The sequence below is a fragment of the Streptomyces tardus genome (assembly GCF_018101125.2).
In the GTDB taxonomy this organism is placed as follows: Bacteria; Actinomycetota; Actinomycetes; order Streptomycetales; family Streptomycetaceae; genus Streptomyces; species Streptomyces tardus.
This window is the reverse complement of sequence record NZ_JAELVF020000001.1, coordinates 69,966-96,740: the sequence shown is the minus strand read 5'-3', so window position 1 is coordinate 96,740 and position 26,775 is coordinate 69,966. Positions and strand designations below refer to the sequence as shown.

Annotated in this window: 21 protein-coding genes and 1 pseudogene; 15 read left to right on the top strand and 7 right to left on the bottom strand. The window is 72.0% G+C overall.

Features of this window, described 5'->3' with window-relative positions:
• The first annotated feature begins 15 nt into the window (after positions 1 to 15).
• On the top strand, positions 16 to 594 hold the full coding sequence (locus JGS22_RS00375) for a TetR/AcrR family transcriptional regulator (protein WP_216815058.1): 579 nt from the start codon (positions 16 to 18) through the stop codon (positions 592 to 594).
• Here the strand turns inward: JGS22_RS00375 and JGS22_RS00370 are convergent.
• The gene (locus tag JGS22_RS00370; protein WP_216814794.1) at positions 527 to 1,459 is read right to left on the bottom strand and encodes a M23 family metallopeptidase; all 933 of its coding nucleotides are present in this window, start codon (positions 1,457 to 1,459) and stop codon (positions 527 to 529) included. The genes JGS22_RS00375 and JGS22_RS00370 overlap by 68 nt on opposite strands.
• A gap of 303 nt (positions 1,460 to 1,762) precedes the next feature.
• Here JGS22_RS00370 and rpsB point away from each other — a divergent pair, with 303 nt between their 5' ends.
• From rpsB to JGS22_RS00325, 9 genes are all read left to right on the top strand, one after another.
• Positions 1,763 to 2,728 carry a 30S ribosomal protein S2 gene (rpsB, locus tag JGS22_RS00365; RefSeq protein ID WP_211042356.1) on the top strand — a complete coding sequence of 322 codons (966 nt, stop codon included), beginning with the start codon at positions 1,763 to 1,765 and terminating at the stop codon, positions 2,726 to 2,728.
• Positions 2,729 to 2,945: 217 nt separating this feature from the next.
• Positions 2,946 to 3,779 carry a translation elongation factor Ts gene (gene tsf / locus JGS22_RS00360; RefSeq protein ID WP_211042355.1) on the top strand — a complete coding sequence of 278 codons (834 nt, stop codon included), beginning with the start codon at positions 2,946 to 2,948 and terminating at the stop codon, positions 3,777 to 3,779.
• A 204-nt stretch (positions 3,780 to 3,983) separates the two neighbouring features.
• Positions 3,984 to 4,766 carry a UMP kinase gene (gene pyrH, locus JGS22_RS00355; protein WP_211042359.1) on the top strand — a complete coding sequence of 261 codons (783 nt, stop codon included), beginning with the start codon at positions 3,984 to 3,986 and terminating at the stop codon, positions 4,764 to 4,766.
• 217 nt (positions 4,767 to 4,983) lie between these two features.
• A complete protein-coding gene (gene frr / locus JGS22_RS00350) occupies positions 4,984 to 5,541 on the top strand; it encodes a ribosome recycling factor (RefSeq protein ID WP_211042354.1) in 558 nt (185 codons plus the stop codon).
• 167 nt (positions 5,542 to 5,708) lie between these two features.
• Positions 5,709 to 6,695: a phosphatidate cytidylyltransferase gene (locus JGS22_RS00345; protein WP_236072979.1), complete on the top strand. Its 987-nt coding sequence runs from the start codon at positions 5,709 to 5,711 to the stop codon at positions 6,693 to 6,695.
• Positions 6,696 to 6,882: 187 nt separating this feature from the next.
• The gene (gene rlmN, locus JGS22_RS00340) at positions 6,883 to 8,001 is read left to right on the top strand and encodes a dual-specificity RNA methyltransferase RlmN (RefSeq protein ID WP_211042352.1); all 1,119 of its coding nucleotides are present in this window, start codon (positions 6,883 to 6,885) and stop codon (positions 7,999 to 8,001) included.
• A 206-nt stretch (positions 8,002 to 8,207) separates the two neighbouring features.
• Positions 8,208 to 9,281: a thiamine ABC transporter substrate-binding protein gene (locus JGS22_RS00335; protein WP_211042351.1), complete on the top strand. Its 1,074-nt coding sequence runs from the start codon at positions 8,208 to 8,210 to the stop codon at positions 9,279 to 9,281.
• 110 nt (positions 9,282 to 9,391) lie between these two features.
• Positions 9,392 to 11,020 carry an ABC transporter permease gene (locus JGS22_RS00330; RefSeq protein WP_308405783.1) on the top strand — a complete coding sequence of 543 codons (1,629 nt, stop codon included), beginning with the start codon at positions 9,392 to 9,394 and terminating at the stop codon, positions 11,018 to 11,020.
• Positions 11,021 to 12,136 carry an ABC transporter ATP-binding protein gene (locus JGS22_RS00325; protein WP_211042350.1) on the top strand — a complete coding sequence of 372 codons (1,116 nt, stop codon included), beginning with the start codon at positions 11,021 to 11,023 and terminating at the stop codon, positions 12,134 to 12,136.
• Here the strand turns inward: JGS22_RS00325 and JGS22_RS00320 are convergent.
• The 3 genes and pseudogenes from JGS22_RS00320 to JGS22_RS00310 form a co-directional block, all read right to left on the bottom strand.
• Positions 12,133 to 13,191, bottom strand: a complete 1,059-nt coding sequence (locus JGS22_RS00320) for a hypothetical protein (RefSeq protein WP_211042349.1) — start codon at positions 13,189 to 13,191, stop codon at positions 12,133 to 12,135. The genes JGS22_RS00325 and JGS22_RS00320 overlap by 4 nt on opposite strands.
• A gap of 152 nt (positions 13,192 to 13,343) precedes the next feature.
• A pseudogene (locus JGS22_RS00315) lies at positions 13,344 to 14,084 on the bottom strand (ABC transporter ATP-binding protein); the annotation flags it as partial.
• A 180-nt stretch (positions 14,085 to 14,264) separates the two neighbouring features.
• The gene (locus JGS22_RS00310; protein WP_372454166.1) at positions 14,265 to 14,774 is read right to left on the bottom strand and encodes an Lrp/AsnC family transcriptional regulator; all 510 of its coding nucleotides are present in this window, start codon (positions 14,772 to 14,774) and stop codon (positions 14,265 to 14,267) included.
• Positions 14,775 to 14,944: 170 nt separating this feature from the next.
• Between JGS22_RS00310 and JGS22_RS00305 the strand changes: the two genes are divergently transcribed.
• Complete coding sequence (locus tag JGS22_RS00305; RefSeq protein WP_211042346.1) at positions 14,945 to 16,378, top strand: gamma-aminobutyraldehyde dehydrogenase; 1,434 nt, start codon at positions 14,945 to 14,947, stop codon at positions 16,376 to 16,378.
• A gap of 244 nt (positions 16,379 to 16,622) precedes the next feature.
• On the opposite strand, the gene JGS22_RS00300 is transcribed toward JGS22_RS00305, so the two are convergent.
• Complete coding sequence (locus JGS22_RS00300; RefSeq protein WP_236072977.1) at positions 16,623 to 17,690, bottom strand: adenosine deaminase; 1,068 nt, start codon at positions 17,688 to 17,690, stop codon at positions 16,623 to 16,625.
• Between the two features lie 209 nt (positions 17,691 to 17,899).
• Here JGS22_RS00300 and JGS22_RS00295 point away from each other — a divergent pair, with 209 nt between their 5' ends.
• The gene (locus JGS22_RS00295; RefSeq protein WP_216814793.1) at positions 17,900 to 18,445 is read left to right on the top strand and encodes a hypothetical protein; all 546 of its coding nucleotides are present in this window, start codon (positions 17,900 to 17,902) and stop codon (positions 18,443 to 18,445) included.
• 335 nt (positions 18,446 to 18,780) lie between these two features.
• A complete protein-coding gene (locus JGS22_RS00290) occupies positions 18,781 to 19,233 on the top strand; it encodes a hypothetical protein (RefSeq protein ID WP_211040966.1) in 453 nt (150 codons plus the stop codon).
• Here JGS22_RS00290 and JGS22_RS00285 read toward each other — a convergent pair.
• Together JGS22_RS00285 and gabT are read right to left on the bottom strand one after the other, a co-directional pair.
• The gene (locus JGS22_RS00285; RefSeq protein ID WP_308405443.1) at positions 19,169 to 19,831 is read right to left on the bottom strand and encodes a phosphatase PAP2 family protein; all 663 of its coding nucleotides are present in this window, start codon (positions 19,829 to 19,831) and stop codon (positions 19,169 to 19,171) included. The genes JGS22_RS00290 and JGS22_RS00285 overlap by 65 nt on opposite strands.
• A 428-nt stretch (positions 19,832 to 20,259) precedes the next feature.
• Entirely contained in the window at positions 20,260 to 21,624 is a 1,365-nt protein-coding gene (gabT, locus tag JGS22_RS00280; RefSeq protein ID WP_211040964.1) for a 4-aminobutyrate--2-oxoglutarate transaminase, read from the bottom strand.
• A 413-nt stretch (positions 21,625 to 22,037) separates the two neighbouring features.
• Here gabT and JGS22_RS00275 point away from each other — a divergent pair, with 413 nt between their 5' ends.
• Complete coding sequence (locus tag JGS22_RS00275; protein ID WP_211040963.1) at positions 22,038 to 24,467, top strand: ATP-binding protein; 2,430 nt, start codon at positions 22,038 to 22,040, stop codon at positions 24,465 to 24,467.
• A 343-nt stretch (positions 24,468 to 24,810) separates the two neighbouring features.
• On the top strand, positions 24,811 to 26,424 hold the full coding sequence (locus JGS22_RS00270) for a PucR family transcriptional regulator (protein ID WP_211040962.1): 1,614 nt from the start codon (positions 24,811 to 24,813) through the stop codon (positions 26,422 to 26,424).
• The last annotated feature ends 351 nt before the right edge of the window (positions 26,425 to 26,775 follow it).

Sequence of the window (26,775 nt, the reverse complement as noted above, 5' to 3'; positions counted from 1 at the left end):
ATTCGAGCGGCCTCGGTGGCCGAGCACCGGACGATGCAGCGCGGCGCCCTCCTGGACGCTGCGAGGTCACTGCTGTCGGAAGGCGGCACGGAGGCGCTGACCTTTCCGGCGCTCGCCGAGCGTACGGGCCTCGCCCGCTCCTCCGTCTACGAGTACTTTCGCTCGCGCGCCGCTGTCGTCGAGGAGCTGTGCGCGGTCGATTTCCCGATCTGGGCCGCCGAGGTGGAAATGGCGATGCAGTCGGCCACCAGCGCCGAAGCGCAGATCGAGGCGTATGTTCGCACCCAGCTCGCGCTGGTGGGCGACCGACGCCACCGGGCAGTGGTCGCCATCTCCGCCAGTGAGCTGGACCAGGGCGCCCGGGAGAAGATTCGCGCCGCACACGGCGGGCTGATCGCCATGACCGTCCAAGCGCTGGAGGAACTCGGCCATCGGCAGCCGAGGCTTGCGGCGATGCTGCTGCAGGGCGTGGTGGACGCGGCCGTGCGCCGTATCGAGCTCGGTGTCGCGGAGCCAGGCTCCGAGGTTACGGAGGCGGCCGTGGCGATGGCGCTGCACGGCGTGCGGGGCGAGCGCCCCGGGGCGGCGGGCTAGAGGTCCGCCGGACTCTGCCCCGCCTTCTGGTACGAGACGGTTCGGTGTCCTTCGTTGGCCGCGTGGTCTCGGCGCGGACTCGGGAGCCGGCCCACAGTGCGGCAACCGTGAGGGCCAGAGCCGGCCCGGCCAGGGCGAGGCTCTCCGAGCTCAGGCGGCGTTGGCCGCCGGCCTGTTGTCTGCGATCCAAGATCGCTCCGACGGGCTCCGACGGGTCTTCGCCCGCCGGTCGGCGCCGGTCGACACCGCCGATACCGCCGGCAGAGCCGCCCTCCCCAAGGTGCCCGCCCTCCGCGCGACGCCCGGCCTCTCCAAGGTGCCCGCCCTCCCCGCGACCCCGACCCCCGCCCTCGGCTCCTGAGCCGCCCGCTGCCTGTGTCGGCGCATACTCGGGCAGTGCCGGCCCGGACGAAGGCACCGGTAGCAGGACGGGGCGGACGGGCCGTACGTGCGCCAGTGGATCGAGGTAGCGCTTCCCGCGGAGCAGGCCCCAGTGGAGGCAGACGCGACGGCCGCAGTGAGCGGCTCCGGCCTGCAGCGTGCCGACGGGCTGTCCTGCCGACACCCGCTCGCCCGCGCTCACTTCGGGCTCCACCGGCTCGTACGTCGTGCGCAGCGGAGGGCTCCCGCTGCCGTCGAGCACCAGCGAGACCACCCCTCGGTTTGCCACTGTGCCGGCGAAGGCGACAGTCCCGGGGCCTGATGCGAACACCTCCTGCCCTGCCGGGCCCGCCAGATCCACTCCCCGGTGACCCGCGGCCCACGGCTTCGGAGGCGGCTCGAAGCGGCGCTCGACCCGGACCTCGGACAGCGGCCAGACCAGGGAGAACGCCGCGCTGAGGGCGGCAAGAAGAGAGAGCCACATGCCCAGCACTCTGACACTGCCTCAGATGACTTGGGCGGTTCGGGTGGAATCTGTGGACAACTGCCCAGTTGTGGAAAACTCACCGTGGCGTCAGGTGCCGCGGGGGTCCCGTACACTTCTGAAGGCGACCCGGGTCATCGGGTCGACTTCGCGCGCCCCGCCACCTCGCGAAGGTGGCCGCGTCGCTCGGTCCCTCGAATCGCCCTCACTCCGGGCGGTATCGCGGGCAGCCACGCGCAGGGGCGCCAGGAGCGCTCGCCATCCCGGCGGCGCTGACAACCGAGTACCACAAGGAGAACGGCCATGGCCGTCGTCACGATGCGGGAGCTGCTGGAGAGCGGCGTCCACTTCGGTCACCAGACCCGTCGCTGGAACCCGAAGATGAAGCGGTTCATCTTCACCGAGCGCAACGGCATCTACATCATCGACCTGCTCCAGTCGCTGTCGTACATCGACCGCGCCTACGAGTTCGTCAAGCAGACCGTCGCCCACGGCGGTTCGATCATGTTCGTCGGCACCAAGAAGCAGGCCCAGGAGGCCATTGCCGAGCAGGCCACGCGCGTGGGCATGCCCTACGTCAACCAGCGCTGGCTCGGCGGCATGCTGACCAACTTCTCCACCGTCCACAAGAGGCTGCAGCGCCTCAAGGAGCTCGAGCAGATCGACTTCGAGGATGTGGCCGCCTCCGGCCTCACCAAGAAGGAGCTGCTCGTCCTCTCCCGTGAGAAGGCGAAGCTGGAGAAGACCCTCGGCGGTATCCGCGACATGGCCAAGGTGCCCAGCGCCGTGTGGATCGTGGACACCAAGAAGGAGCACATTGCCGTCGGTGAGGCGCGCAAGCTCCGCATCCCGGTCGTCGCGATCCTCGACACCAACTGCGACCCGGACGAGGTCGACTACAAGATCCCGGGCAACGACGACGCGATCCGCTCCGTCACGCTGCTCACCCGTGTGATCGCGGACGCGGTCGCCGAGGGTCTGATCGCCCGCTCCGGTGCCGCCGAGGCCAAGGGTGGCGAGAAGGCCGCCGAGCCGCTGCCGGAGTGGGAGCGCGACCTGCTCGAGGGTGAGGGCGAAGCCAAGAAGAGCGAGGACGCTCCGAAGGCTGACGAGGCCAAGGCCGAAGACGCCCCCAAGGCTGAAGAAGCTCCGAAGGCTGACGAGGCGAAGGTCGAGGACGCCCCCAAGGCTGACGAGGCTGCCGAAGCCCCGAAGGCTGACGAGGCGCCCAAGGCCGACGAGGCCGAGAAGCCGGCTGAGCAGGCCTGATCTGCGCGTTGGGGCGGGGCACCCGGTGGTGCCCCGCCCCACTCGAACCACTTTCCTCCGCCGAGCGGACTCCGGCAGGCGCCACTCTGCGCCAGACGCCGCCCCCCCCGACCGGGGAGGCGGCCGTCCAGCCGACCGTGACGGCGACCTCATGACCGACGAGCCCATCGAGCGCCGAGCGCCGTACGGGCCCAGTGGACACCAAAGGAACTGAAGGATGGCGAACTACACCGCCGCTGACGTCAAGAAGCTCCGTGAGCAGACCGGCGCCGGCATGATGGACTGCAAGAAGGCCCTCGACGAGGCCGACGGCAACGTCGACAAGGCCATCGAGGTCCTGCGGGTCAAGGGCCAGAAGGGCGTCGCCAAGCGCGAGTCCCGCACCGCCTCCAACGGCGCCGTCGTCTCCCTCATCGCCGAGGACGCCACCTCCGGTGTGCTGGTCGAGCTGAAGTGTGAGACGGACTTCGTCGCCAAGGGCGACAAGTTCCAGGCTGCCGCGAGCGCCCTCGCCGCGCACGTGGCCGCCACCAAGCCGGCCGACCTCGCCGCGCTGCTCGCCTCGGAGCTCGACGGCCAGACCGTGCAGGCCTACGTCGACGCGAAGAACGCCGAGCTCGGCGAGAAGATCGTGCTCGACCGCTTCGCCCAGTTCTCCGGCGGCTTCGTCGCTTCCTACCTGCACCGCACCATGCCCGACCTGCCGCCGCAGGTGGGTGTGCTCGTGGAGCTGGACAAGGAGAACGCCGAGATCGCCAAGGACGTGGCGCAGCACATCGCCGCGTTCTCGCCGAAGTACCTCTCCCGCGAGGACGTTCCGGCGGAGACGCTGGCGCACGAGCGTCACGTCGCCGAGGCGACCGCCAAGGAGGAGGGCAAGCCCGAGGCTGCTCTGCCCAAGATCGTCGAGGGTCGTGTCTTCGGCTTCCTGAAGGAGAACTGCCTTCTGGACCAGCCGTTCGCCAAGGACAACAAGAAGTCGGTCCAGAAGGTTCTGGACGAGGCCGGCGTTTCGCTGAAGCACTTCGCCCGCTTCCGCGTCGGTGCCTGACCGTCTCGCTTACGCCGTAGCCGGTGAGGTGATCGGAGACCGACCCGATAGGGTCGATCCGGCAGCTCTGACCGGGCCGGACACCGCGTCCGAGCCCGTGCGGAGCGCCACAGCTGACACGAGCTGAACCGAGGAGGCCATTGCCCGAGGGAGCCGCGAGGACCCGAGGCAGTGGCCTCCTCGCATGTGCACGAGGAGATCTTCATGAGCAGCAACGGCAGGAACAGCAAGGATGCGGGCGATGCCCACGAGGCCGACGGCGACAGTTCCCGCCGTTTTCTGCTGAAGCTCTCCGGGGAGGCGTTCTCCGGCGGCGGAGGTCTGGGCGTCGACCCCGACGTCGTGCACAAGATCGCCCGCGAGATCGCCTCCGTGGTGCGTGACGGTGTGCAGATCGCCATCGTCATCGGCGGCGGCAACTTCTTCCGCGGCGCGGAGTTGCAGCAGCGCGGGATGGAGCGGGCGCGCTCCGACTACATGGGCATGCTCGGCACCGTCATGAACTGCCTCGCGCTTCAGGACTTCCTGGAGAAGGAGGGCATCGACTCCCGGGTGCAGACTGCGATCACCATGGGGCAGGTCGCTGAGCCGTACATCCCGCTGCGCGCGATCCGGCACCTGGAGAAGGGCCGTGTGGTCATCTTCGGCGCCGGCATGGGAATGCCGTACTTCTCCACCGACACCACCGCCGCCCAGCGCGCGTTGGAGATCCACGCCGAGGCCATGCTGATGGGCAAGAACGGAGTGGACGGGGTCTACGACTCGGACCCGGCGAAGAACCCCGAAGCGGTGAAGTTCGACGAGCTGACCTACGACGAGGTCATCGTGCGCGATCTCAAGGTCGCCGACCTGACGGCGATCACGCTCTGCCGGGACAACAAGCTGCCGATCGTCGTGTTCGAGCTGCTGGCCGAGGGCAATATCGCGCGGGCGGCCAAGAGTGAGAAGATCGGCACGCTCGTGGGCGCCCAGTCGTCCCGCGGCTGACGCCACGAGCCGTACCACAGCGGCAACTTGGGGCCGGTGCCGCCTTCGCGGTTCGGTTCCGAGCGACTCGCCCGCCGGCCGGACACCGCGCGGGTACGGTCTACGAACGGTCGGCAACCGAAGTGTCCCGCAAGGGACGTGGCCGGTGCGTGACCCCGCCGTCCGACCCGAGTCACACCTTTCCTACCCGCTCAGTCATCGAACCCAGGAGCACGTGGTGATCGAAGAGACCCTCCTCGAAGCCGAGGAGAAGATGGAGAAGGCGGTCGTCGTCGCCAAGGAGGACTTCGCCGCGATCCGTACGGGCCGTGCCCACCCGGCGATGTTCAACAAGATCGTGGCGGAGTACTACGGTGCCCCGACCCCGATCAACCAGCTGGCGTCGTTCTCGGTGCCCGAGCCGCGCATGGCCGTGGTGACCCCGTTCGACAAGAGCGCGCTGCGCAACATCGAGCAGGCCATCCGCGACTCCGACCTCGGCGTCAACCCGTCCAACGACGGCAATATCATCCGGGTGAACTTCCCCGAGCTGACCCAGGACCGCCGCAAGGAGTTCATCAAGGTCGCCAAGGCGAAGGCCGAGGACGCCAAGATCGCGATCCGCAGCATCCGTCGCAAGGCCAAGGAGACCATCGACAAGGCGGTCAAGGACGGCGACGTCGGCGAGGACGAGGGCCGCCGCGCCGAGAAGGAGCTGGACGACACCACCTCGAAGTACGCGGCGCAGGTGGACGAGTTGCTCAAGCACAAGGAAGCAGAGCTGCTCGAAGTCTGAGGCGACTCGGGCTGCAAGAGATTTAGGGCTGCCATCAAGTGAACGACTCATCCTGGGGAGCGAACCCGCCCGCCGGATTCCGGGGTCCCCCCGACCAGGGTTCCGCACAGCCGACGGCAGTCTCGCCCAGCGCGCGAGGCACCGCGAAGCCCTGGTCAGGAGGACCCATGTCGACCCCGTCCGACGGCGGAGCCCGGGACGGTCACGAGAGTGACAGCCGGCAGCCCGCGCCCGGCGGCCCGGTCGGCGCCCCGCTCGGCGGTGGCGGCGACCGGAGCCCGCGCGTGCCCGACGGTGCGGCCACCCCCCGGCCGGCCGCCGGGAAGCCCGGTGGCAAGAAGCGCGCGGGCCGTGATCTGCGGGCCGCGATAGGGGTCGGTGTCGGTCTCGGCGTGGTGATCGTGGCCTCGCTCTTCCTGGTGAAGGAAATTTTCGTCGGGGTCCTCGTGGTCGCCGTGGCGGTCGGACTCTGGGAGCTCACCAGCCGGCTGGAGGAGCGTCGCGGCATCAGGGCGCCTCTGATCCCGCTCGCCGTCGGCGGTGCCGCGATGGTGATCGCGGGGTACGTACGGGGCGCCGAGGGCGCCTGGGTGGTGATGGCGCTCACCGTGCTCGCGCTGCTGGCCTGGCGCATGGCCGAGGCGCCGGAGGGGTTTCTCAAGGACGTGAGCGCGGGGGTCTTCGCCGCGTTCTACGTCCCCTTCCTGGCCACCTTCGTGGCGCTGATGCTCGCCGCCGACGACGGCCCGTGGCGGGTGATGACCTTCCTGGTGCTGACGATCGTCAGCGACACCGGCGCGTACGCGGTGGGTTGGCGCTTCGGCAGGCGCAAGCTCGCGCCGCGCATCAGCCCCGGCAAGACCCGCGAGGGACTGCTCGGCGCGGTGACGTTCGCCATGGTGGCGGGTGCGCTCTGTATGCATTTCGCCATCGACGACGGCCGGTGGTGGCAGGGACTGCTGCTGGGCTTCGCGGTCGCCGCCAGCGCGACTCTCGGTGACCTCGGCGAGTCGATGATCAAGCGTGACCTGGGCATCAAGGACATGGGGACACTTCTTCCGGGCCACGGCGGGATCATGGACCGGTTGGACTCGTTGCTGCCGACCGCTCCGGTGGTGTGGCTGCTGCTGGTGATCTTCGTCGGATCGGGCTGAGCCCGACCGGTTACCCTGGTGAGGCCCGCCGCTCCAGTCGGCGGGCCTTGTCGCTCCTCGCGGGTCGCGGGGAGATTCTGAGGGGTCCACCGGCATCCACCGCCTCGACGGCGCCCGCGAAGGCGCCGCGTGAGGGATGCCGGGTCGCAGCGCGGTAGGGCCTCGTTCGTTGGAGGAGTTTTCGTTCATGGCCCCGCCGAAACCCGGAGAGCTCACGTTTGTCGCGCCCCGCGGCGCGAAGAAGCCCCCGCGGCACCTCGCCGATCTGAGTCCTGCCGAGCGCAAGGAAGCCGTCGCCGCGACGGGCGAGAAGCCGTTCCGGGCGAAGCAGCTCTCGCAGCACTACTTCGCCCGGTTCACCCAGGACCCCGAGCAGTGGACGGACATTCCGGCCGGCGCGCGTCAGAAGCTCGCGGACGAGCTGCTGCCCGAGCTGATGAGTGTGGTGCGGCACGTCTCCTGCGACGAGGACACCACCCGCAAGACGCTTTGGCGCCTGCACGACGGCACCCTCGTCGAGTCGGTGCTGATGCGTTATCCGGACCGGGTCACGATGTGCATCTCCTCGCAGGCCGGCTGCGGGATGAACTGCCCGTTCTGCGCGACCGGCCAGGCCGGCCTCGACCGCAACCTCTCCACCGCCGAGATCGTGCACCAGATCGTCGACGGCGTACGGGCGCTGCGGGACGGCGAGGTCCCCGGCGGCCCCGCCAACCTCTCCAACATCGTCTTCATGGGCATGGGCGAGCCGCTGGCCAACTACAAGCGGGTGCTCGGATCGATCCGGCGGCTGACCGACCCCACCCCCGACGGCCTCGGCCTGTCCCAGCGCGGTATCACGGTCTCCACCGTCGGCCTCGTGCCGGCGATGCTGCGTTTCGCCGACGAGGGGCTGAAGTGCCGCCTCGCGGTGTCCCTGCATGCGCCCGACGACGAGCTGCGCGACACCCTCGTCCCGGTGAACACCCGCTGGAAGGTCCGCGAGGTGCTCGACGCGGCGTGGGAGTACGCGGCGAAGTCCGGTCGCCGGATCTCCATCGAGTACGCCCTGATCAGGGACATCAACGACCAGGCGTGGCGCGCCGACCTGCTCGGCCGGCTCCTCAAGGGCAAGCGGGTGCACGTCAACCTGATCCCCCTCAACCCCACTCCCGGCTCCAAGTGGACCGCCTCCCGGCCGGAGGACGAGCAGGAGTTCGTACGGGCACTGCGTGCGCACGGGGTGCCGACGACGGTTCGCGACACCAGAGGGCAGGAAATCGACGGGGCCTGTGGTCAGTTGGCCGCGTCCGAGCCGACCGAGTAGGGATCTCGCCGCCCCCGACGTCCGCCGGGGGCGGCTGATATCGTTCGAACGTACAAGCTCATGCCATCCGACAGGGGAGCGCGCGCAGCGCTGAGAGTGCGGCACCGTCAGGCCGCAGACCCTCGAACCTCGCCCAGGTCATGCTGGGTAGGAAGTTCGGTCTCTCTCGTGCTGCCGCCGTGCGCCCGTGAGCCGAAAGCAGCACGATGAAGCGCCGCACCAACGCCGTTGCCCTCGTCACCGCCCTGGGAGTGGTGGGCCTGACCGCCTGTGGTTCCGGCGGTGGCGAGTCGGATGCGGAGAAGAAGGACGTCACTCTGGTCACGCACCAGTCCTTCGAGGTCTCCAGGGACGTGCTCAAGGAGTTCGAGCGCGAGAGCGGCTACCGAGTGAAGGTGCTTCGGGCCGGGGACGCCGGCGCCGCGGTGAACCAGGCGGTGCTCAGCAAGGGCAGGCCGCAGGGTGACGTCTTCTTCGGTGTGGACAACGCGATGCTCTCCAAGGCGTTGGACGAGGGCGTTTTCGCGCCGCACAAGACCAAGGGCCTGCACAAGGTGCCCGACGAGCTGCGCCTGGACGCCGGCCAGAACCGCGTCACCCCGATCGACACCGGCGACGTCTGCGTCAACTTCGACCGGAGCTACTTCCGCGACAAGGACATCGAGCCGCCCAGCACCCTCGACGACCTGGTCAAGCCCGAGTACAAGGATCTGCTGGTCGTGCAGAACGCCGCCACCTCCTCGCCGGGGCTCTCCTTCCTGCTCGCCACCGTCGGCAAGTACGGCGAGGACGGCTGGCAGAGCTACTGGAAGAAGCTCAGGTCCAACGGGGTCGCAATGGTCGACGGCTGGGAGCAGGCGTACAACGACCGCTTCACCGGCTCTGCGTCCGGCCGGGAGAAGGGCGACCGTCCGCTCGTCGTCTCATACGCGAGCAGCCCGCCTGCGGAGGTCCACTACAGCGAGGGCAAGGCCCCCAAGGAGGGCCCGACCGGCGTGGCCGAGGGCACCTGCTTCCGGCAGATCGAGTTCGCGGGTCTGCTGGAGGGGGCGGGCAACACCGAGGGCGGCAAGGCGCTGCTGGACTTCCTGCTCACCGAGGAGTTCCAGGAGGACCTCCCGCTGAACATGTTCGTACGCCCGGTGCACGAGGACGCCGAGTTGCCCGAGGTCTTCACCCGCTACGGCGTGGAGATCGACGAGCCGCACAACGTGGCTCCCGAGCGCATCGCCGAGAACCGGGACCGGTGGGTCAAGCAGTGGACAAGTCTGCTCAAGTAGCCACCGCGCGGAGCGCGCCGCCGGACACGACGCGTCCGGACGGCCTGCCGGGCTCGCCGGAGCGCGGGACGCCGCGGCGCGCGCTCCGGCGTACGCGGCGCGACTTGTCTGTGCGCCTGGGGCTGATGGCCCTGCCGGTCGCCTTCTTCGGGCTCTTCTTCGGCTACCCGGTCGCCACTATCGTCGGGCGCGGGCTGCGGGAGGACGGGCGGTGGCAACTGGCCCGCGCCGCCGAGGTGGTGACCTCCCCGGACACCGTGCAGGTGCTGTGGTTCACGCTCTGGCAGGCCGCCGCCTCCACCGCGCTCACGCTGGCGATCGCGCTGCCCGGCGCGTACGTCTTCGCCCGCTTCGACTTCCCCGGCAAACGCCTGCTGCGCGCGGTGGTGACGGTGCCCTTCGTACTGCCGACGGTGGTGGTCGGTTCCGCCTTCCTCGGGCTGCTGGGGCGCGGCGGGCTGCTCGATGACCACTTCGGAGTCCGGCTGGACACGGGGGTGTGGGCGATCCTGCTGGCCCACGTCTTCTTCAACTACGCCGTGGTGGTGCGCACCGTGGGCGGGCTCTGGGGGCAGCTGGACCCCCGGCAGGAGGAGGCCGCCCGAGTGCTGGGCGCGAGCCGGTTCGCTGCCTGGCGCAGAGTGACGCTGCCCGCCCTGGCGCCCGCCGTCGCCGCCGGTGCACTGATGGTTTTTCTCTTCACCTTCACCTCCTTCGGCGTCATCCAGATCCTGGGCGGCGCCCGCTACGCGACGCTGGAGGTGGAGATCTACCGGCAGACCGCGCAGCTCCTGGACCTCCCCACCGCGGCGGTGCTCAGCCTGCTCCAGTTCGCGGCCGTCGGCGGGCTGCTGGCCGTGCACGCCTGGACGGTGCGGCGGCGGGAGGGCGCACTGCGGCTCGTGGACGAGCGCCATGCGGCGCGCAGACCGAGCGGCGCGGGTCAGTGGGCGCTGCTGGCCTCGCAGCTGGTCGTCATCGCGGTGCTCCTGGTGGGGCCGCTCCTGGTGCTGGTGGAACGTTCACTCGCGGCTCCGGGCGGCTACGGACTGGACTTCTACCGGGCGCTCAACGCCCCGGTGGACGCCGCCAGCACCTTCGTCGTGCCGCCGCTCGCCGCCGTCGGCAACTCCCTGTCCTACGCCGCGGTGGCGACCCTGATCGCCGTCACCGTCGGCACGCTCGCCGCTGCGGCGCTCACCCACCGGGCGGGACCGCTGGTGCGAGGGTTCGACGCGCTGCTGATGCTGCCGCTCGGGGTGTCCGCGGTGACGGTCGGCTTCGGTTTCCTGATCACGCTGGACGAGCCGCCGCTGGACCTGCGCGCCTCCTGGATTCTGGTGCCGCTGGCCCAGGCGCTGGTCGGAGTGCCGTTCGTCGTCCGCACCATGCTGCCGGTGCTGCGTGCGGTGGACGATCGGCTGCGGGAGGCCGCCGCGGTGCTCGGAGCATCGCCGCTGCGCGCTTGGCGGGAGGTGGACTTCCCGCTGGTTCGCCGCGCGATGCTGGTTGCGGCGGGGTTCGCGTTCGCAGTCTCGCTCGGCGAGTTCGGCGCGACCGTCTTCATCGCCAGGGCGGACGAGCCGACGCTGCCGGTGGCGGTGGAGCGGCTGCTGGGCCGGGCGGGCGAGCTCAACTACGGGCAGGCGATGGCGCTCAGCACCATCCTGATGCTGGTCTGCGCGGTGACGCTGCTGGCGCTGGAGAGGGTTCGTACCAACCGTTCGGGAGAGTTCTAGATGGCCGCGCTCAGAGTCGAGTCCGCCACCGTGCGCTTCGGTGACCGCACCGTGCTCGACGACGTCGACGTCGGGGTCGAGGAGCAGGAGACGGTGTGTGTGCTCGGGCCGAGCGGCAGCGGCAAGTCGACGCTGCTGCGGGCGGTCGCGGGTCTCCGGGAGCCGGACAGCGGGCGGGTGCTGCTCGACGGAGCGGACCAGCGGGGCGTACCGGTGCACCGCCGGGGGCTGGGGCTGATGTTCCAGGACCACCAGCTCTTTCCCCAGCGCGACGTCGGCGGGAACGTCGCTTTCGGGCTGCGGATGCACGGTGTGTCGAAGCAGCGGGCCGCGGCACGCGTCGCCGAGCTGCTGGAGATGGTCGGGCTGCCGGGCGCCGAACATCGCGCCATCGCCTCGCTCTCCGGCGGCGAGCAGCAACGTGTGGCGCTGGCCAGGGCGTTGGCGCCGCAGCCGCGGCTGCTGATGCTGGACGAGCCACTGGGTCAGCTCGACCGTTCGCTCCGGGAGCGACTCGCACTGGAACTCCAGCAGTTGTTCGCGGAGTTGGGCACCACGGTGCTGGCCGTGACCCACGACCAGAGCGAGGCGTTCGCGCTCGCGGACCGCGTACTGGTGATGCGCGAGGGCCGGATCGCTCAGAGCGGCACCCCGCTGGAGGTCTGGCAACGGCCTGCCTCCGCCTTCGTCGCCCGCTTCCTGGGGTTCGACAACGTCGTACGGGCGACCGTCGCTGAGGGCGTCGCGCGTACGCCGTGGGGGCCGATTGCGCTGCCCGGCACGCCTGCGGGCGAGGGGGCTCTGCTGGTGCGGCCGACGGGCGTACGACTGCGCGCGGCCGGCAAACTGGCGTGCCGGGTGCGGGCGCGCACCTTCCGCGGCGACCACGTCGCGCTGCTGCTCGCCCCCGAGCGCGGACCGGAGCTCCAGGCGTCCTGCGCGCTGCGTGAGGCGCCGCGGCCGGGCGAGGCGGTGAGTGTGGACCTCGATCCGGCGGAAGCGGTCTGGCTGGGCGCGGACGAGGAACTCCACCCGCGAGAGGGCGCCCGCTGGGAAGACGGTGACCGCCGGGAAGACGGTGACCGTCCGGACGAGGGTGACCGCCCGGGCTCCTAGCCGAGCTGCGCGGTGAGTGCGGCGGTGGTCGGCAGGAAGACCGCCAGCAGGGCTCCGGCCCGCAGAAGGGCCGCCCGGCGAGGCAGCCCGGCGGGCGCACCGATGCAGTGCAGCGCGGCCCTGGTGGCGGTGCGTCTGGGAGTGCGCCGTCGCGCTGCGAGTACCAGACCGGCCAGCGCGCAGAGCAGCACGACCGCGCAGGCCAGACCGATGTGCGGGGCGGCTGGGTCGGCTGGGGTGAGACGCTGCCGCACTGCCGTGACCGTGTACAGCAGGGCCGTCAGCCCGCCCAACGGGGCTCCCAGCACGCTCGGTTCGGCGAGCAGCGCACGGCCGGCAAGCAGTCGGGCCGGGCCCGGGCGGGCCTGAGTGAGGAGGTGCCCGGCCGCGGCGGTGAGTCCGGGACCGGAGGCCAGGAGGCCGAGCGCGACCAGCGCGGCCCCGGGACGCGAGGCGGTGCCCAGCACCAGCGCGGCCGTGATCGCCACGCCCCCGCACCCCAGCAGGATGAGCGAGCCGCGAAGGGCGGGAAGCGGGCGGCCGACGGTGCGCGAACGCGTCGCCAGGGCGGTGGCGCAGCCGGTGGCGCAGGGCAGCACCAGCAGCAGCGTCAGGGCGGCCGGCAGCGGCAACACTGCGCCCTCGACGGCCGGTTGGGCCGACGCACCGATCACCGTCAGCCCGCCTCCGCCGGTGCCCGTACGCGGCGTCGTTTGGAAGGCGAGCGCCGCGGCACTTCCGAGCAGCGCCGCGGCGGACAGGCAGCGCCAGGAGGCGAGCGCCGCCCGCCCGCGGCTCTCCGCGCCGGACTCCGCAGGGCCGGATGCGGTGGCGGAGCTGCTGCCGGACGCCGTCCACACCGCCAGGGCGACCACAGCCGTCAGCGGTGGAACGCACCACAGCAGTCGCGCGGTTGCGGCCTCCCCGGGTTCGCGCACGGCCTGGGTGAGAGCCGCCAGCAGCAGTACGCCCACCGCGGCGGAGGCGGCGGCGACGAGCGCCGGCGGTGCCAGGGTCGCCAGCCGGGCGCCGCGGATCAGACGGAGGGCGAGCACGGAGCCGCATCCCGTCGGGGGCCGGTGACAGCGGGGCGTACGGGCTCTGGGGGAGCGGGGCGTGCGCGCCCGGTCGGCGTGGGGCGTGCGCGCCCGGCGCGCGCCTGCCCGCCCTCGGCGCGCGGTCGACCGCCGTCTGCGCGCGGTCGACCGCCGTCTGCGCCGGGCCGGCCCTGCTCGGGCGCCCGACGAACCTCCGTGCACCGGCCGTCGACCAGGCGTACCGTGCGGTCGGCCAACTGCGGCGCCTCGTACGGCAGTTGGTCGATCTCCTCGGTCGGCGACGCACCGGCAACCGGTGCGTCCGGACCGGAGAGCACCACGGTCAGACCGTGTGAGCGGGCGGCGGTGGCGAGGGTGCGGAGCAGCAGTCCGCGGTCGCGGCGGTGGAGCGCGGCGGTGGGTTCGTCGGCGAAGAGCACGGACGGTTCGCGGACCAGAGCGCGGGCGAGCGCGACTCGTTGACGCTGCGCCGGGCTGAGTGCGGCCGGGCGCAGATCGGCGAGTTCCGCGACGTCCAGCCGAGCCAGCCAGTCGTTGGCCTGCTTCCGTGCCTGCCGCCCGCGGTGGCCGTCCAGCAGCAGCGGCAGTGCGGTGTTCTCCAGGGCGGTGAGCTCCGGTACAAGATCGGCGCGGCTGCCGACCCACCCGAACCGTTCTCCGCGCAGCCGGTCGAGTGCGGCGGTGCGCAGGGTGTGCAGCGGCCTACTGTTGAACCACAACTCACCGGTGGCCGGGCGCAGTTGACCGGCCAGGCAGCGCAGCAGCGTGGTCTTTCCGCTGCCCCTTGGGCCGACGACGGCGAGGATCTCCCGGTCGCGTACGGCGACGGTGACCCCGGTGAGTACCGCAAAGCCGTCCTGCACATGGTTCAGCGCGAGGGCGCGGAGCACATCGTCGTCGGGGCGGTTGCGGGCGGTCCCGCACGGGTGGCCGCCGCGCGGGACCCGGCCGGCGCTCCTCGACGGCCCGGTGCTGCTGTGCACTGCCCTCACCTCCGCGGCTCGACGTTCCCCCGGCAGAGTGAACGAGCCCCCGGCGCTTCGGTCACTGCGGGGCGCCCCGAGGGGCAGTCAGGTGCGGCGCTCGCCGGGCCGAGCGGAGGGCCCGCCGAGCAGTCGGTCCCGCCGCCCGAGGTGGACGAAGGTCTCGGTGGCGCGCACCCCGGGATGCGTGCGGATGCGGCGGTTGACGATCTCCAGCAGATGGTCGTCGTCCTCGCAGGCGATCTCCACCAGCAGATCGAAGGAGCCCGCGGTGACGACCACGCACTCGACCTCGGCGAGTTCCGCCAGGGCGTCCGCGACGGGCTCCGGGTCGCCCTCGACGGTCAGCCCCACCGTCGCCCGGCGCCACAGCCCCAGCGCCCGCGGGTCGGTGACTGCCGCGATCCGCGTCGCACCCTGCTCGACGAGGCGCTGCACCCGCTGGCGCACCGCGGCCTCGGAGAGCCCGACCGCCTTGCCGATGGCGGCGTAGGGGCGGCGGCCGTCCTCCCGCAACTGCTCGATGATCGCCAGCGACACATGGTCGACGGGCGCCGGCCGGGGGGCTGTTCTGCGGTTGCGGGGCACGGGCCCCACAGTGCATGAGGACTCCTCTGTCACACAAGGCAGTTGCGAGGTGATCCGTTGCGCGGAAGCCCGTTCGCAACGGTATCCGTGGCACCTGGTTCCATAGCCTGTCGAATACGTGAGGAACCCGGTTAGGGTGGATGTCTCACCCATCGGACAACGGAGCAGGAGGGTGCCACGTGACCACTGAGCTGCGTCGACTGCGCAACTACATCGACGGTGAGTTCCGGGACGCCGTGGACGGGCGCACCACGGACGTGATCGACCCGACGACGGGCGAGACCTACGCTCGGGCCGCGCTCTCCGCCGCCGCCGACGTCGACGCCGCCATGGCTGCCGCCCGGACCGCGTTCCCCGGCTGGCGCGACGCCACGCCGGGCGCTCGTCAGCTCGCGCTGCTGAAGGTCGCCGACGCGCTGGAGGAGCGCGCCGACGAGCTGCTGGAGATCGAGTGCCACGACACCGGCAAGCCCCTGGAGCTGACGCGCCAGGAGGAGCTGCCGATGATGCTCGACCAGATCCGCTTCTTCGCGGGCGCTGCCCGCATGCTGGAGGGCAAGTCCGCCGGCGAGTACATGGAGGGGCTCACCTCCTTCGTCCGCCGCGAGCCGGTCGGCGTCTGCGCCCAGGTCGCGCCGTGGAACTACCCGATGATGATGGCCGTGTGGAAGTTCGCCCCGGCCATCGCTGCGGGCAACGCGGTCGTGCTCAAGCCCTCGGACACCACCCCCGCCTCCGCGGTGTTCCTCGCCGAGGTGCTGGGCGGCATCCTGCCCAAGGGCGTCTTCAACGTCGTCTGCGGCGACCGTGACACCGGCCGGCTGATGGTTGAGCACCCCGTCCCCGCCATGGTCTCCATCACCGGTTCGGTGCGTGCCGGCATGGAGGTGGCCGCCTCCGGCGCCAAGGACGTCAAGCGCGTCCACCTGGAGCTCGGCGGCAAGGCGCCCGTCGTGGTCTTCGACGACGTCGACCTCTCCGCCGCCGTCGAGGGCATCCGGGACGCCGGTTTCTTCAACGCGGGTCAGGACTGCACCGCGGCCACCCGGGTGCTGGTGCAGGAGGGCGTGCACGACGAGTTCGTGACCGCGCTCGCCAAGGCAGCGGCCGAGGTCAGGACCGGTGACGTCACCGACGAGGAGTGCGCGTACGGCCCGCTGAACAACGAGGTCCACCTGGAGAAGGTGCGCGGCTTCATCGACCGCCTTCCGGCCCACGCGAAGGTCGAGCACGGCGGCGAACGGGTCGGCGAGAGCGGCTACTTCTTCGCCCCCACCGTCGTCTCGGGCCTGCGTCAGGACGACGAGATCATCCAGAACGAGGTCTTCGGCCCGGTCATCACGGTCCAGAAGTTCAGCGACGAGGACCAGGCCGTCGAGTGGGCCAACGGCGTGGAGTACGCGCTCGCCTCCTCCGTGTGGACCCGTGACCACGGCCGGGCGATGCGGCTCTCCAAGAGCCTGGACTTCGGCTGCGTGTGGATCAACACCCACATCCCTCTGGTCGCCGAGATGCCGCACGGCGGCTTCAAGAAGTCGGGATACGGCAAGGACCTCTCGGCGTACGGCTTCGAGGACTACACCCGGGTCAAGCACGTCATGACGGCGCTCTAGCTGTAGTGATTACGAGCGTTGTCGACGTCCGCGCCGTGACCCGACGGAGGCGCACCGGACACCTCGGGTGTCCGGTGCGCCTCCGCGTTTCGGGGGAAGACCCGGCGACGGGCGACGGGCACTCGTCGACCGCTGAACCGGCGTCGGTGCGCGTGCCGTTGGTGCGCCGGCGGTCCTCGGCCCGGTGCGCCGACGTTCCGAGCTCGGGGCGCCGGCCTCCGAGAGGGCCCGCCGTCCGCGCGGTTCAGCCGTCGTGCGCGGCGAGGTGGGCGTCGATCTCGGCGTTGAGCCGCTTCGCCTCGTCCCGCTCCATGAACGAGGCGGTCACCGCGTTGCGGGCGAGGTCCGCCACCCCGGCCGCGTCCAGCTCCAGCAGCCGCGCGGCGATGGCGTACTCGGTGCACAGGTCGGTGCCGAACATCGGCGGATCGTCGGAGTTGATCGTCACCAGCACGCCGGCGTCCACCATGCTGCGCAGCGGGTGGTGGACGAGATCGGGCACCGCCCTGGTGGCCACGTTGGAGGTGGGGCAGACCTCCAACGGGATGCGGTGCTCGGCGAGATGGGCCAGCAGCGCCGGATCCTGCGCGGAGCTCGTACCGTGGCCGATGCGCTCGGCCCGCAGCACGGTCAGCGCGTCCCACACGGTCGCCGGCCCGGTGGTCTCACCGGCGTGCGGCACGCTGTGCAGCCCCGCGGCGATGGCCCGGTCGAAGTACGGCTTGAACTGCGGTCGCGGTACGCCGATCTCCGGTCCGCCGAGGCCGAAGGAGACCAGCCCCTCGGGCCGGTGCTCGCACGCCAGCCGTACGGTCTCCTCCGCGGCCTCCAGCCCGGCCTCGCCCGGGATGTCGAAGCACCAGCGCAGCGAGAGCCCGAACTCGCGGGCCGCTGCCGCCCGTGCGTCCTCTATCGCCTCCATGAACGCCTGCGGGGCGATACCGCGCCGGGTCGAGCTGAAGGGGGTGACGGTCAGCTCGGCGTAGCGGATGTTCTGCGCCGCCATGTCCCTGGCCACCTCGTAGGTGAGCAGGCGTACGTCCTCCTCGTCCTTGATGAGGTCGACGACGGAGAGGTAGACGTCGATGAAGTGGGCGAAGTCGCGGAAGGTGAAGTAGTCCCCCAGCGCCTCCGCGTCGGCCGGGACCTTCGACTCGGGGTGCCTGGCGGCCAGTTCGGCGACGATGCGCGGCGAGGCGGAGCCCACGTGGTGGACGTGCAACTCGGCCTTCGGCAGCCCGGCGATGAACGCGGTCAGATCGCGGCGGTCGCCCCGGCCGGCCCGGTCGGTGGTGTCGGTGTGTGCGGTCAACGAAGTGCCCTCCCTCGGCAGATCCCACATCGTAGGCGGCGGCTGCGCGGGGGAGACGCTCGGCCGAGGGGCGGTGGCCCGGGGCCGGGGCGTTGACCGACGCCTGACTGTGCGTCCGCCCGGAGTGGCCGGTATCGCCCCAGGTGGGCGACGGCCCGGCCGCACCTCACCCCCTACGATGGAACAGCAGCGCTAGCGGGAGGGGCACCATGACGCACGAGCACGAGCACGAGCCGGACGCGCAGCCGGAGCAGTCCGGCCGACCGGACGCACCGCAGGCGAAGCAGCGACCGGTACGGCTGGACAAGCCCGGCGGCGCCTCTCTCGCGGAGCAGCCGACGCTCGCGGGCGACGGACCGCCGCCCGGGCAGGGCGGGTATCCGCAGGCCGGGTACGCGCAGCCCGGGCCCGCCGCCCACCACCCGTGGCCGGCGCCGGCGGGCCACGGGGGCCCGGGCTGGGCCGGCCCGCCCCCGCGCACCGGCGGAGTCGGTACCGCGGCGATGGTCGTTGGCATCATCTCCGGCGTGCTGGCGCTGACGGTGTACGGGCTGGTGCTCAGTCTCGTGCTCGGCCCGATCGCGCTCGGGCTGGGTATTTCGGCCAGACGGCAGATCGCACGCGCACGGGCCGACGGTGCCGGCCGCCCCGACGGTTCCGGTCTGGCGACCGCGGGATTCGTCCTCGGCATCGTGACCACCGCGATCTCCTGGCTCCTGCTGGTGGTCGTGCTGATCGCGGTGTCCAACACCTAGGTGTACCTGGCAGGGACGTCGCTCGGATCTTCGCCGGGCTCGCGACGCCCTGCACGCGCATCCGCCACGCGGCCGTCAGTCGCCGCCGCTCCGCGGGAGACCCCTCCGCCCGTACTGCACGCACGAGACGCCTCCTCCTGATCCAGAGGGATTCACACGACATATTCGAGGCCGGGCGGCGGGCTGATCCGTGCCCGGCCCGGTGCCCCGTGCGGGGTGCATCGAGCCAGGAACAAACTCGTTCCCCGAACCCGCGTAATAACTCGTGCCCCCGTCGCTCTCCCCTTGGACAACCTGCCCGGACCGTGGGCAGCGCCGAGGGAAGGCAGCAAGCGATGAACGGCGACGCGGGGGCGAAAGCAGCGGTGGAGTGGCTGGCGGCAGCCGCCCCGGATCCGGTGGTCTGCAGGCAGGAGTGGGAGAGCAACCCGCTCGCCGTGACGCTGCTGCCGGCCGGGCGCAGATGGGACGTGCTGATCCTCACCGGCACACTCGGTTGCCCCACCCTGACCGCGCTCCGCCGCTTCGCCGAGCAACCGGGGCCGGTGCTGGGCGACTTCGGGCAGTCGCGCACCGGCTTCTTCGTCCCGCCCGGCACCGCGGACCGCTGGGTCGGCACCGGAGTGCGGGCCGCGGGACGCGGGTCCTGGATCGTGGTGCCCTATCCGGGCCGCCGCACCGGAGGGGTCCGCTGGCTGGTGCCGCCGGACGGCAGCGGAAGGCTCACCGATCCGGTGGCCCTGGAGCTGGCAATGCACGAGGCCGCCGGCGGTCCGATCGGCGGCTGAGGTGTGCCGTCCAGCGGTCGCTGAGGGCTGCCGCCCACAGCAGCAGCCCGCCGAGCGCGCAGCTGGCGACCACGTCCAGTGGCCAGTGGTACCCCCGTACGACCAGCCCGGTTCCGGTGGCCGCCACCAGTGCGAGCGCCGCGACCGAGGCGCACCACCGCGCGCCTCGACGACGCAGCGGCGCCCCCAGCAGCAGCGCCGCGCCGCCGTAGGCGACCACCGCGGTGGCGGTGTGCCCGGAGGGGAAGAAGCCGCTGCCGCCGAGCGGCCCCGGCCGGTCGAAGAGCAGCTTCAACGGGCCCACCAGCAGCGGTACACAGGCCATCGCCAGGGCGCAACCGGCAACCGCCGCGCCCGCCCGCCTCCGCAGCAGCGCCAGGCACATCGCGACGGCGAGGACCGGTAGTGCCACCTCGATGTTGCCGAGATCCGCGGCGAGTTCGGCCGGCCCGTCGGTCACCGGGACCTGCTGTCGGTACTGGCGGGAGAGCGACTCGTCGAAGGTGCGCAGCGGCCCGTCGACCGCCAACTGCCAAGCGGTCAGGGCGAAGAGGAGCACCGAGAGCAGCGGGAGGAGGAACGTGGGGGGCCGCCGCACCGGCTCCTGCGCCCGTCCGGGGCGGGGCATCACCGCGTGCCGGGCGCGGGATCCGCGGAGAGCGGGACGAGCGGGACGGGGGCGAGGCGCCCGGCGAGCGGCTCCCGGACCGGGCGCGCGGAGGCACGGGTTCGAGGGCCGAGGCGTGAGCGCGGCAGCGTCGCGCGGCGTACCGCCGGGGGTGAGCTGGACATCCGGCACACGTTAGTCGGCTGTCCGGTGCGGTGGCCCGTCCGGTGCGGTGGCCCGCTGCCCGGGAACGGCGGCGCGGGGCCGACAACAGTCGGTCGCCGGCCCCGCGCCGAGGGCCGGGTGCGCCTGGACGGAGGCCGTCCGGCGTACGGGCCCCACCGCGAACGGGTCCTACCGCGTACGGGTCCCACCGCGAACGGGCCCCGTCCGGGCCTGGCGACCCGGACGGGGGTGGATCAGCCCACCGATGCGAGGGCGTTCTCCAGGATGTCCAGTCCCTCGTTCAGCAGGTCCTCGCCGATGACCAGCGGCGGCAGGAAGCGGACCACGTTGCCGTACGTGCCGGTGGTCAGGACGAGCAGGCCGTTCTCGTGGCAGGCCTTGGCCACGGCGGCGGTCGCCTCGGGCGAGGGGTCCTTGGTGCCGGGCTTGACCAGCTCGATCGCGATCATCGCGCCGCGTCCGCGCACATCGCCGATCACCTGGTACTGCTCGGCGAGCTTGTGGAGACGCGGCTTCATGACCTCCTCGATGCGCTTGGCCCGGGAGTTGAGGTCCAGCTCGCGCATCGTCTCGATGGCGCCGAGGGCGGCGGCGCAGGCGACCGGGTTGCCGCCGTAGGTGCCGCCGAGACCGCCGGCGTGTGCCGCGTCCATCATCTCGGCGCGGCCGGTCACCGCGGCCAGCGGGAGGCCGCCGGCGATGCCCTTGGCGGTGGTGATGAGGTCCGGCACGACGCCCTCGTCCTCACAGGCGAACCACTGGCCGGTGCGGCAGAAGCCCGACTGGATCTCGTCGGCGACGAAGACGATGCCGTTGTCCTTGGCGAACTCGGCGATTCGCGGCAGGAATCCGTTCGCCGGCTCGATGAACCCGCCCTCGCCCAGCAGCGGTTCGATGATGATCGCGGCGACGTTCTCGGCGCCGACCTGCTTGCTGATCTGGTCGATGGCCTGTGCCGCGGCCTCCTCCGCGCAGTTCTCCGGACCCGTCAGCCAGCGGTACGGGTAGGCGACCGGCACCCGGTAGACCTCGGGCGCGAACGGGCCGAAGCTGTGCTTGTACGGCATGTTCTTGCTGGTGAGCGCCATGGTCAGGTTGGTGCGTCCGTGGTAGCCGTGGTCGAAGACCACCACCGCCTGGCGCTTGGTGTAGGACCGGGCGATCTTGACGGCGTTCTCCACCGCCTCCGCCCCGGAGTTGAAGAGCGCGCTCTTCTTGTCGTGGTCGCCCGGCGTCAGCTCGGCGAGCTGCTCGGCGACCTCCACGTACCCCTCGTAGGGGGTGACCATGAAGCAGGTGTGGGTGAAGTCCGCAAGCTGCGCGCTCGCCCGGCGCACCACGGCCTCGGCGCTGTTGCCCACCGAGGTGACCGCGATGCCGGAACCGAAGTCGATCAGCGAGTTGCCGTCCACGTCCTCGACGACACCGCCGCAGGCGCGCTTGACGTAGATCGGCAGGACGTTGCCGACGCCGTTGGCGACGTACTTCTGCTTGCGCGCGGCCAGTTCCTGCGACTTGGGGCCGGGGATCGCGGTGACGACCCGCCGCTCCTGGGGCAGGGCGTGGGGGCTCGGGGACGAGGTCGAAGGGGAGGTCATCGCGCACTCCTAGGGTCGGGCTGGTGCTGCTCGCTCCTCGCAGGCTAGGGGCAGCGCGAGGGGCGAGACATGCACCGCCCTGGAGAAGTGCCCGTGTCGTGTTGGCCGGGACGGACAGTGGCGTCGCCGCCCTCGCGCACCGACCATCGGCCCGTACGCGAGTTCGCGTCCGGCGAGTGCCACCCGAACGTGTACGAGCAGGACCGTTCGAAGCCGTGCGCCCGCTCCACCCGAAAGTGTGAGGCCCAGAACGCCCGGCCGGGCTCTCCCGCGCTCGCGCATCGGGGCGCACGGGGCTGTGCGCCGGTACCCGTCCCGGGCCCAACACCCCTTCCCCTCCTCTACATTGGGACCGCCGCACACTTCACACAGCGGGTACGCACCCGCAGGTCGGTCAGGGGGCAGGGCGCCATATGAGCACGGACGGTTCCTACAGCGGATACAGCAGCGAAGCCGTACCGCGACCGCCCGCGCAGCCGCCGACACCGCCGCTGCCGCAGCAGTTGCCGGGCACCCGGCTTCCCGCGCTGATCCGCTGGCTGCGGGACCCCAGGCCGGTGGCCGAGCCGGGCGTCTGGCGCCAGGGGTACGAGGCCAGGCCGGAGGAGGAGCCCGAGAAGATCGGCGACCGTCACCTGCTGGGGGCCGCGCTGCTGTCGCTGCTGGTGGGCATGCTCCTCTGGTCGCTGTGCTGGAACGGCTACATCAAGGCCTGGCTCTGGCCGCTGCTGTGGTTCACCCCGGAGAGCTGGCGCGAGGCCGGCGGCAATGTGGCGGCTTTCGATCTCGCCTCGCGCTTCTACTATGTGCTCTTCGGCACGTTGCTCGCGGCGGTCTGCGGCCACTACGGCCGCTGGCCGCGGGTCTGGCGCCGTTTCGCGCCGCGGGAGTGGCAGCGCAGACTCCGCCCGCCGGCCACCGCCCTCGCGCGGACGAAGCCGTACATGCGCGCGGTGGTGGCCCTGCTGTTCGGGGTGCTGGTCGCGCTGCTGTGCGCATCCGGTGCCTGGACGTTCTGGCTCACACCGGGCTGGACGGTCACCCCGGACGACTGGCACACCATGGAGCCGGTCGCCGGACTGGTCTTCTTCAACGTCTACTACCTGCTTGCCGGAGGGCTGCTGCTGGTCCTCACGGCACTGGTCGGCGGCTGGCCCGCCCTGTGGCGCAACCGCAGCGGCGCGAAGAAGGACGGTCAGCCCTGGACCCCGATGCCCGACCGGGCGCCCTCCTCGCAGCTGGAGCACTGGCCCGAGCTGCGCGCAGCCGGCTATCCGGACGCCGCCGACCTGCTCCAGCGCGAGGCGTTCGCCGGTCGGGTCGGTGATCTGGACTACGTCCGGATCGAGCGCGAGTGGCGCAACGTGCGTTCCCGCCCGTCCGCGCTCCCCGAATTCGCCGACGAGGTGCTGAGGGAGGGCGCTGCCGCGTACATCCACCCCTCCGGCGACCGCGATCTGTCCGCACGCATCGCCAAGCACGATCTGCTCACCGGGCAGGTCCGGATCGGCACGGCGGCCGACGAGGAGCGCAACCCCTATCGCTACCGGGGCCACGCCATGGGTCTGGATCCCTCGGTGCTCGGCACCTCGCTGCTCGCGGTAGGCCCGCCCGGCTCCGGCAAGACCGGCCGCATCGTGCGACCCGTCGTCGAGGCGCTCTGCCTCCAGGCGCTGAGTCGGCAGGCGGCGGTCGTCGCCGTCGGCACCCCGCGTGCGGGCCTGGGCCCCGATGACGCCTTCGACGTGGTCCTGCGCCTCGGCGACCGCCGCTCCACCCACGATCTGGACCTGTACGCCGGCATCACCGAGCCCGACGAGGCCGCCGGACTGCTGGCCGAGGCGCTGCTCGGCGCCGAGCTCGGCGACACCCGCGAGGCGACCCGCGCGCTGGCACAGCTGCTCGGCCCGTACCAGGCGGCGTACGGCCGATTCCCGACCGTGCGCGAGCTGCGCGAGCTGCTGGACGACTCGCCGGTCGCGCTCGCCGAGCTGCGCCAAGCTCTCGACGACGCGCGGGAGTTCAGCCAGCAGCGCGAGCTGGATTCCCGCGAGCGCTCCGCCGCGCGCGCCGGCGACCTGGGCCGGCTGCTCGCCGACCGGGTGAGCCTGTTGACGCGGCCGGCTTTCGACGGCTTCTTCGGCGCGGGCGACGGCTCGCCGGGGCAGGGCCCGCCGCCGTTCTCGCTCAGCACCCTCCAGCACCCGATACGGGTCCGGATCGACCTGCCCGACCGCGGCAACGCGGAGGCGTGCCGCATCCTCACCCGGCTGGTGCTGGCGCAGTTCAGCGCGAGCGTCACCGCCCGGCAGGACCGCTCGCTGTTCGCCGTGCTCGTCCTGGACGACGCCACCCATGCCATCACCCCCGACGCCGTCCGCGGACTGCGCGAGCTGAGGGCCGCCAACGCGGGTGCAGTGCTCACCCTGCGCACCCTCGACGAGGTGCCCAAGCGTCTGCGCGCCACCCTGGTCGGCACCGTCGGCTGCAAGGTCGCGCTCTCGGGCGTAACGACGTGGGACGGCGAGGTCTTCGCCCACGGCTGGGGCGAGGACTGGGTCAAGACCGAGGAGCACACCCACAACCCCGACTTCTCCGGCGGCCTGGTCAAGCGCGCCCTGCGCGGTGTGCGCTCGCTGTTCACCGGCGTACGGGCCACGACGACCTCGGTGACCGTACGCTCCGAGCAGCGCGCCCGTTGGTCGGCCTCCGACCTGGCGCACAAGGTGCCGCCGGGCCACGGTGTGCTCTCGCTGACCTCGGTGCGCGGCGAGGCCGCACCGCCCGTCCTCACCCGCCTCGGCCACGAACCGCCGGGAGGGCGGCAAGCCCCGCCCGGGTGAGCGAAGGGAGTACCACCGCCCGCCGCGCTCCGCTCGATCCGCTCCGCTCGATCCACGTGCACGGGTCCTTCCTCCCGCCGTTCAGTCACCCCTGCCACGGCCCTGCGCACAGGCGCCCGGGCTGCGCGCGCCCGAGCCGCGCGCCCGAGCCGCGCGCCGAGCCGCGCCGCGTGCCGGAGGCCGTTCCTGCTGCCCACGCTCAGCTTCTTCCCGTGCACCCGCACGCCTGTACGCTGTGGAGGGTGAGTGCGAGCGCTCGCTCCAACGCGGCGAAATCCTTCTTCACGGCAGCCGCAGAAGTCATCCACAGCCGGCCACACCCGGAACGCCACTCTGGAAGGTCATGCCGCCCACTCTTGCCTCCCTGGTTCAGCACTCCGCGCTCCGGCTGACGGTGCGCGCGGGGGAGGACCGCCTCGGAGCGTCGGTGCGCTGGGCCCAGGTCAGCGAGCTGGCCGACCCCGTCCCGTACCTCGACGGTGGTGAGCTGCTGCTCGTCACCGCGTTGAAGCTGGACGCCGAGGACCACGCGGCGATGCGCGGCTACGTCGCCCGCCTCGCCGACGCCGGGGTGGTCGGGCTCGGATTCGCCGCGGGTGTCAACTACGAGGAGATTCCGGCCGCGCTGGTCGATGCCTGCGCCGAGGCGGATTTCCCGCTTCTGGAGGTGCCCCGCCGCACCCCCTTCATCGCCATCACCAAGGCTGTCTCTGCTGCCATCGCCGCCGAGCAGTACCGCTCGGTCACCGCCGGTTTCGCAGCGCAGCGCGAGTTGACCCGTGCGGCGCTCGCGGCCGAGGGCCCTGCTTCGCTGCTCGCCAGGCTCGCCGTCCACATCGACGGCTGGGCCGCCCTCTACGACGTGTCCGGCGCGGTGGTCGCCGCGGCGCCGACGTGGTCGTCCAGGCGCGCGAGCCGCATCATCGCGGACGTGGAACGCCTCCAGGACCGCCCCGCTCCCGCCAGCGCGGTGGTCAGCTCCGAGGAGAACGACGACCGGGTGGAGCTCCAGACGATCGGCAGCGGTCGCCGCGCCCGCGCGGTGCTCGCGGTCGGTACGGGCTCGCCGCTGGGCACCGCCGAGCGGTACGCGGTCAACTCCACCGTCGCGCTGCTCACCCTCACCACCGAGCGGTCCCGCGCTCTCCAGGAGGCCGAACAGCGCCTGGGCGCGGCGGTGTTGAGAATGCTGCTGACGGGGGAGGCGGGCCACGCCCGAGCGGTCGCGGGCAATCTCTACGGCGGACTGCTCGACATACCTCTTCGGGTGATCTTCGCCGAGGTGCTGCCGCACTCCGCCGCCGCCGAGCGCGCCGAGCGAGAACGCCCCACTCCGCTCCAACTCCTCGCCGACACCGTCGAGTCGGTCGCCGCCCGGAGCGGCGAGTCCGTCCTCGCCGTACCGGACGGGGCACGTCTGATCATGCTTGCCGGTGACGCGGGCGCGGGGCTGGCAGCCTGTGCCGACTACGCGCGCAACGCCCCGGAGGGGCTGGCGATCGGAGTCTCGGCACCTGCGGGCATCGCCGCCGCGGGCTCCGCCTTCAAGCAGGCGGAGCAGGCCCTCTCGGTCGCCCGGCGGCGCGGTGCGGTGCTGGTGGAGCACGAGGAGATGGCGGCCGGCTCCGTACTGCCACTGCTCGCCGACGAGGCGGTCAAGGCGTTCGCCGACGGTCTGCTGCGTCCGCTGCGCGAGCACGACGCCAGCGGACGCGGCGATCTCGTCGCCTCGTTGCGCGCCTGGCTCTCGCGGCACGGCCAGTGGGACGCCGCTGCGGCCGATCTCGGCGTGCACCGCCACACCCTGCGCTACCGGATGCGCAGGGTCGAGGAGATCCTGGGCCGCTCCCTGGACGACGCCGACTCCCGGATGGAGCTGTGGCTCGCGCTCAAGGCCACCCACAGCGCGGAGGCCGAGAACCGGATGCCCTCCCCGGACCGTCCCGACCACGGCTGAGCGCGCGCCCGTCCTGTACCCATCGCGCCGGCCCCGCTCTCACCGGCCCTGCGCAAGCCGGCCGACCTCGTCCGAGCAGCCTCGCTGTCACCGCGTCCGGGAGTCGCGTCCCGGCACTGCCGGGCGGCCGGGAGTGCCGGGCGAGCCGGAGCCCGGCGCCTCCCGAAGGTGTACGAGCAGACGCCCCGCCGACCGCCGCCCCGCGCGTATCCGCGGCGGCTCTCCGGTACCGCCGACCGCCGCCCGGTACCGCGGACGAGTCCCGCCCGGTACGCCGCCGACCGCTCGCCGCCCGGTACGCGGACGGGCCCGCCGGCCGGTCGTGTGACCGGTCGGCGGGCCCGGGAGGCG

Coding starts and splice junctions, on each gene's coding strand:
- JGS22_RS00295 (WP_216814793.1), top strand. CDS start 17,900: ATGACGCACGAGCACGAGCACGAGCCGGACGCGCAGCCGGAGCAGTCC.
- gabT (WP_211040964.1), bottom strand. CDS start 21,624: ATGACCTCCCCTTCGACCTCGTCCCCGAGCCCCCACGCCCTGCCCCAG.
- JGS22_RS00335 (WP_211042351.1), top strand. CDS start 8,208: ATGAAGCGCCGCACCAACGCCGTTGCCCTCGTCACCGCCCTGGGAGTG.
- JGS22_RS00270 (WP_211040962.1), top strand. CDS start 24,811: ATGCCGCCCACTCTTGCCTCCCTGGTTCAGCACTCCGCGCTCCGGCTG.
- JGS22_RS00325 (WP_211042350.1), top strand. CDS start 11,021: ATGGCCGCGCTCAGAGTCGAGTCCGCCACCGTGCGCTTCGGTGACCGC.
- pyrH (WP_211042359.1), top strand. CDS start 3,984: ATGAGCAGCAACGGCAGGAACAGCAAGGATGCGGGCGATGCCCACGAG.
- JGS22_RS00275 (WP_211040963.1), top strand. CDS start 22,038: ATGAGCACGGACGGTTCCTACAGCGGATACAGCAGCGAAGCCGTACCG.
- JGS22_RS00345 (WP_236072979.1), top strand. CDS start 5,709: ATGTCGACCCCGTCCGACGGCGGAGCCCGGGACGGTCACGAGAGTGAC.
- rlmN (WP_211042352.1), top strand. CDS start 6,883: ATGGCCCCGCCGAAACCCGGAGAGCTCACGTTTGTCGCGCCCCGCGGC.
- tsf (WP_211042355.1), top strand. CDS start 2,946: ATGGCGAACTACACCGCCGCTGACGTCAAGAAGCTCCGTGAGCAGACC.
- JGS22_RS00290 (WP_211040966.1), top strand. CDS start 18,781: ATGAACGGCGACGCGGGGGCGAAAGCAGCGGTGGAGTGGCTGGCGGCA.
- rpsB (WP_211042356.1), top strand. CDS start 1,763: ATGGCCGTCGTCACGATGCGGGAGCTGCTGGAGAGCGGCGTCCACTTC.
- JGS22_RS00370 (WP_216814794.1), bottom strand. CDS start 1,459: ATGTGGCTCTCTCTTCTTGCCGCCCTCAGCGCGGCGTTCTCCCTGGTC.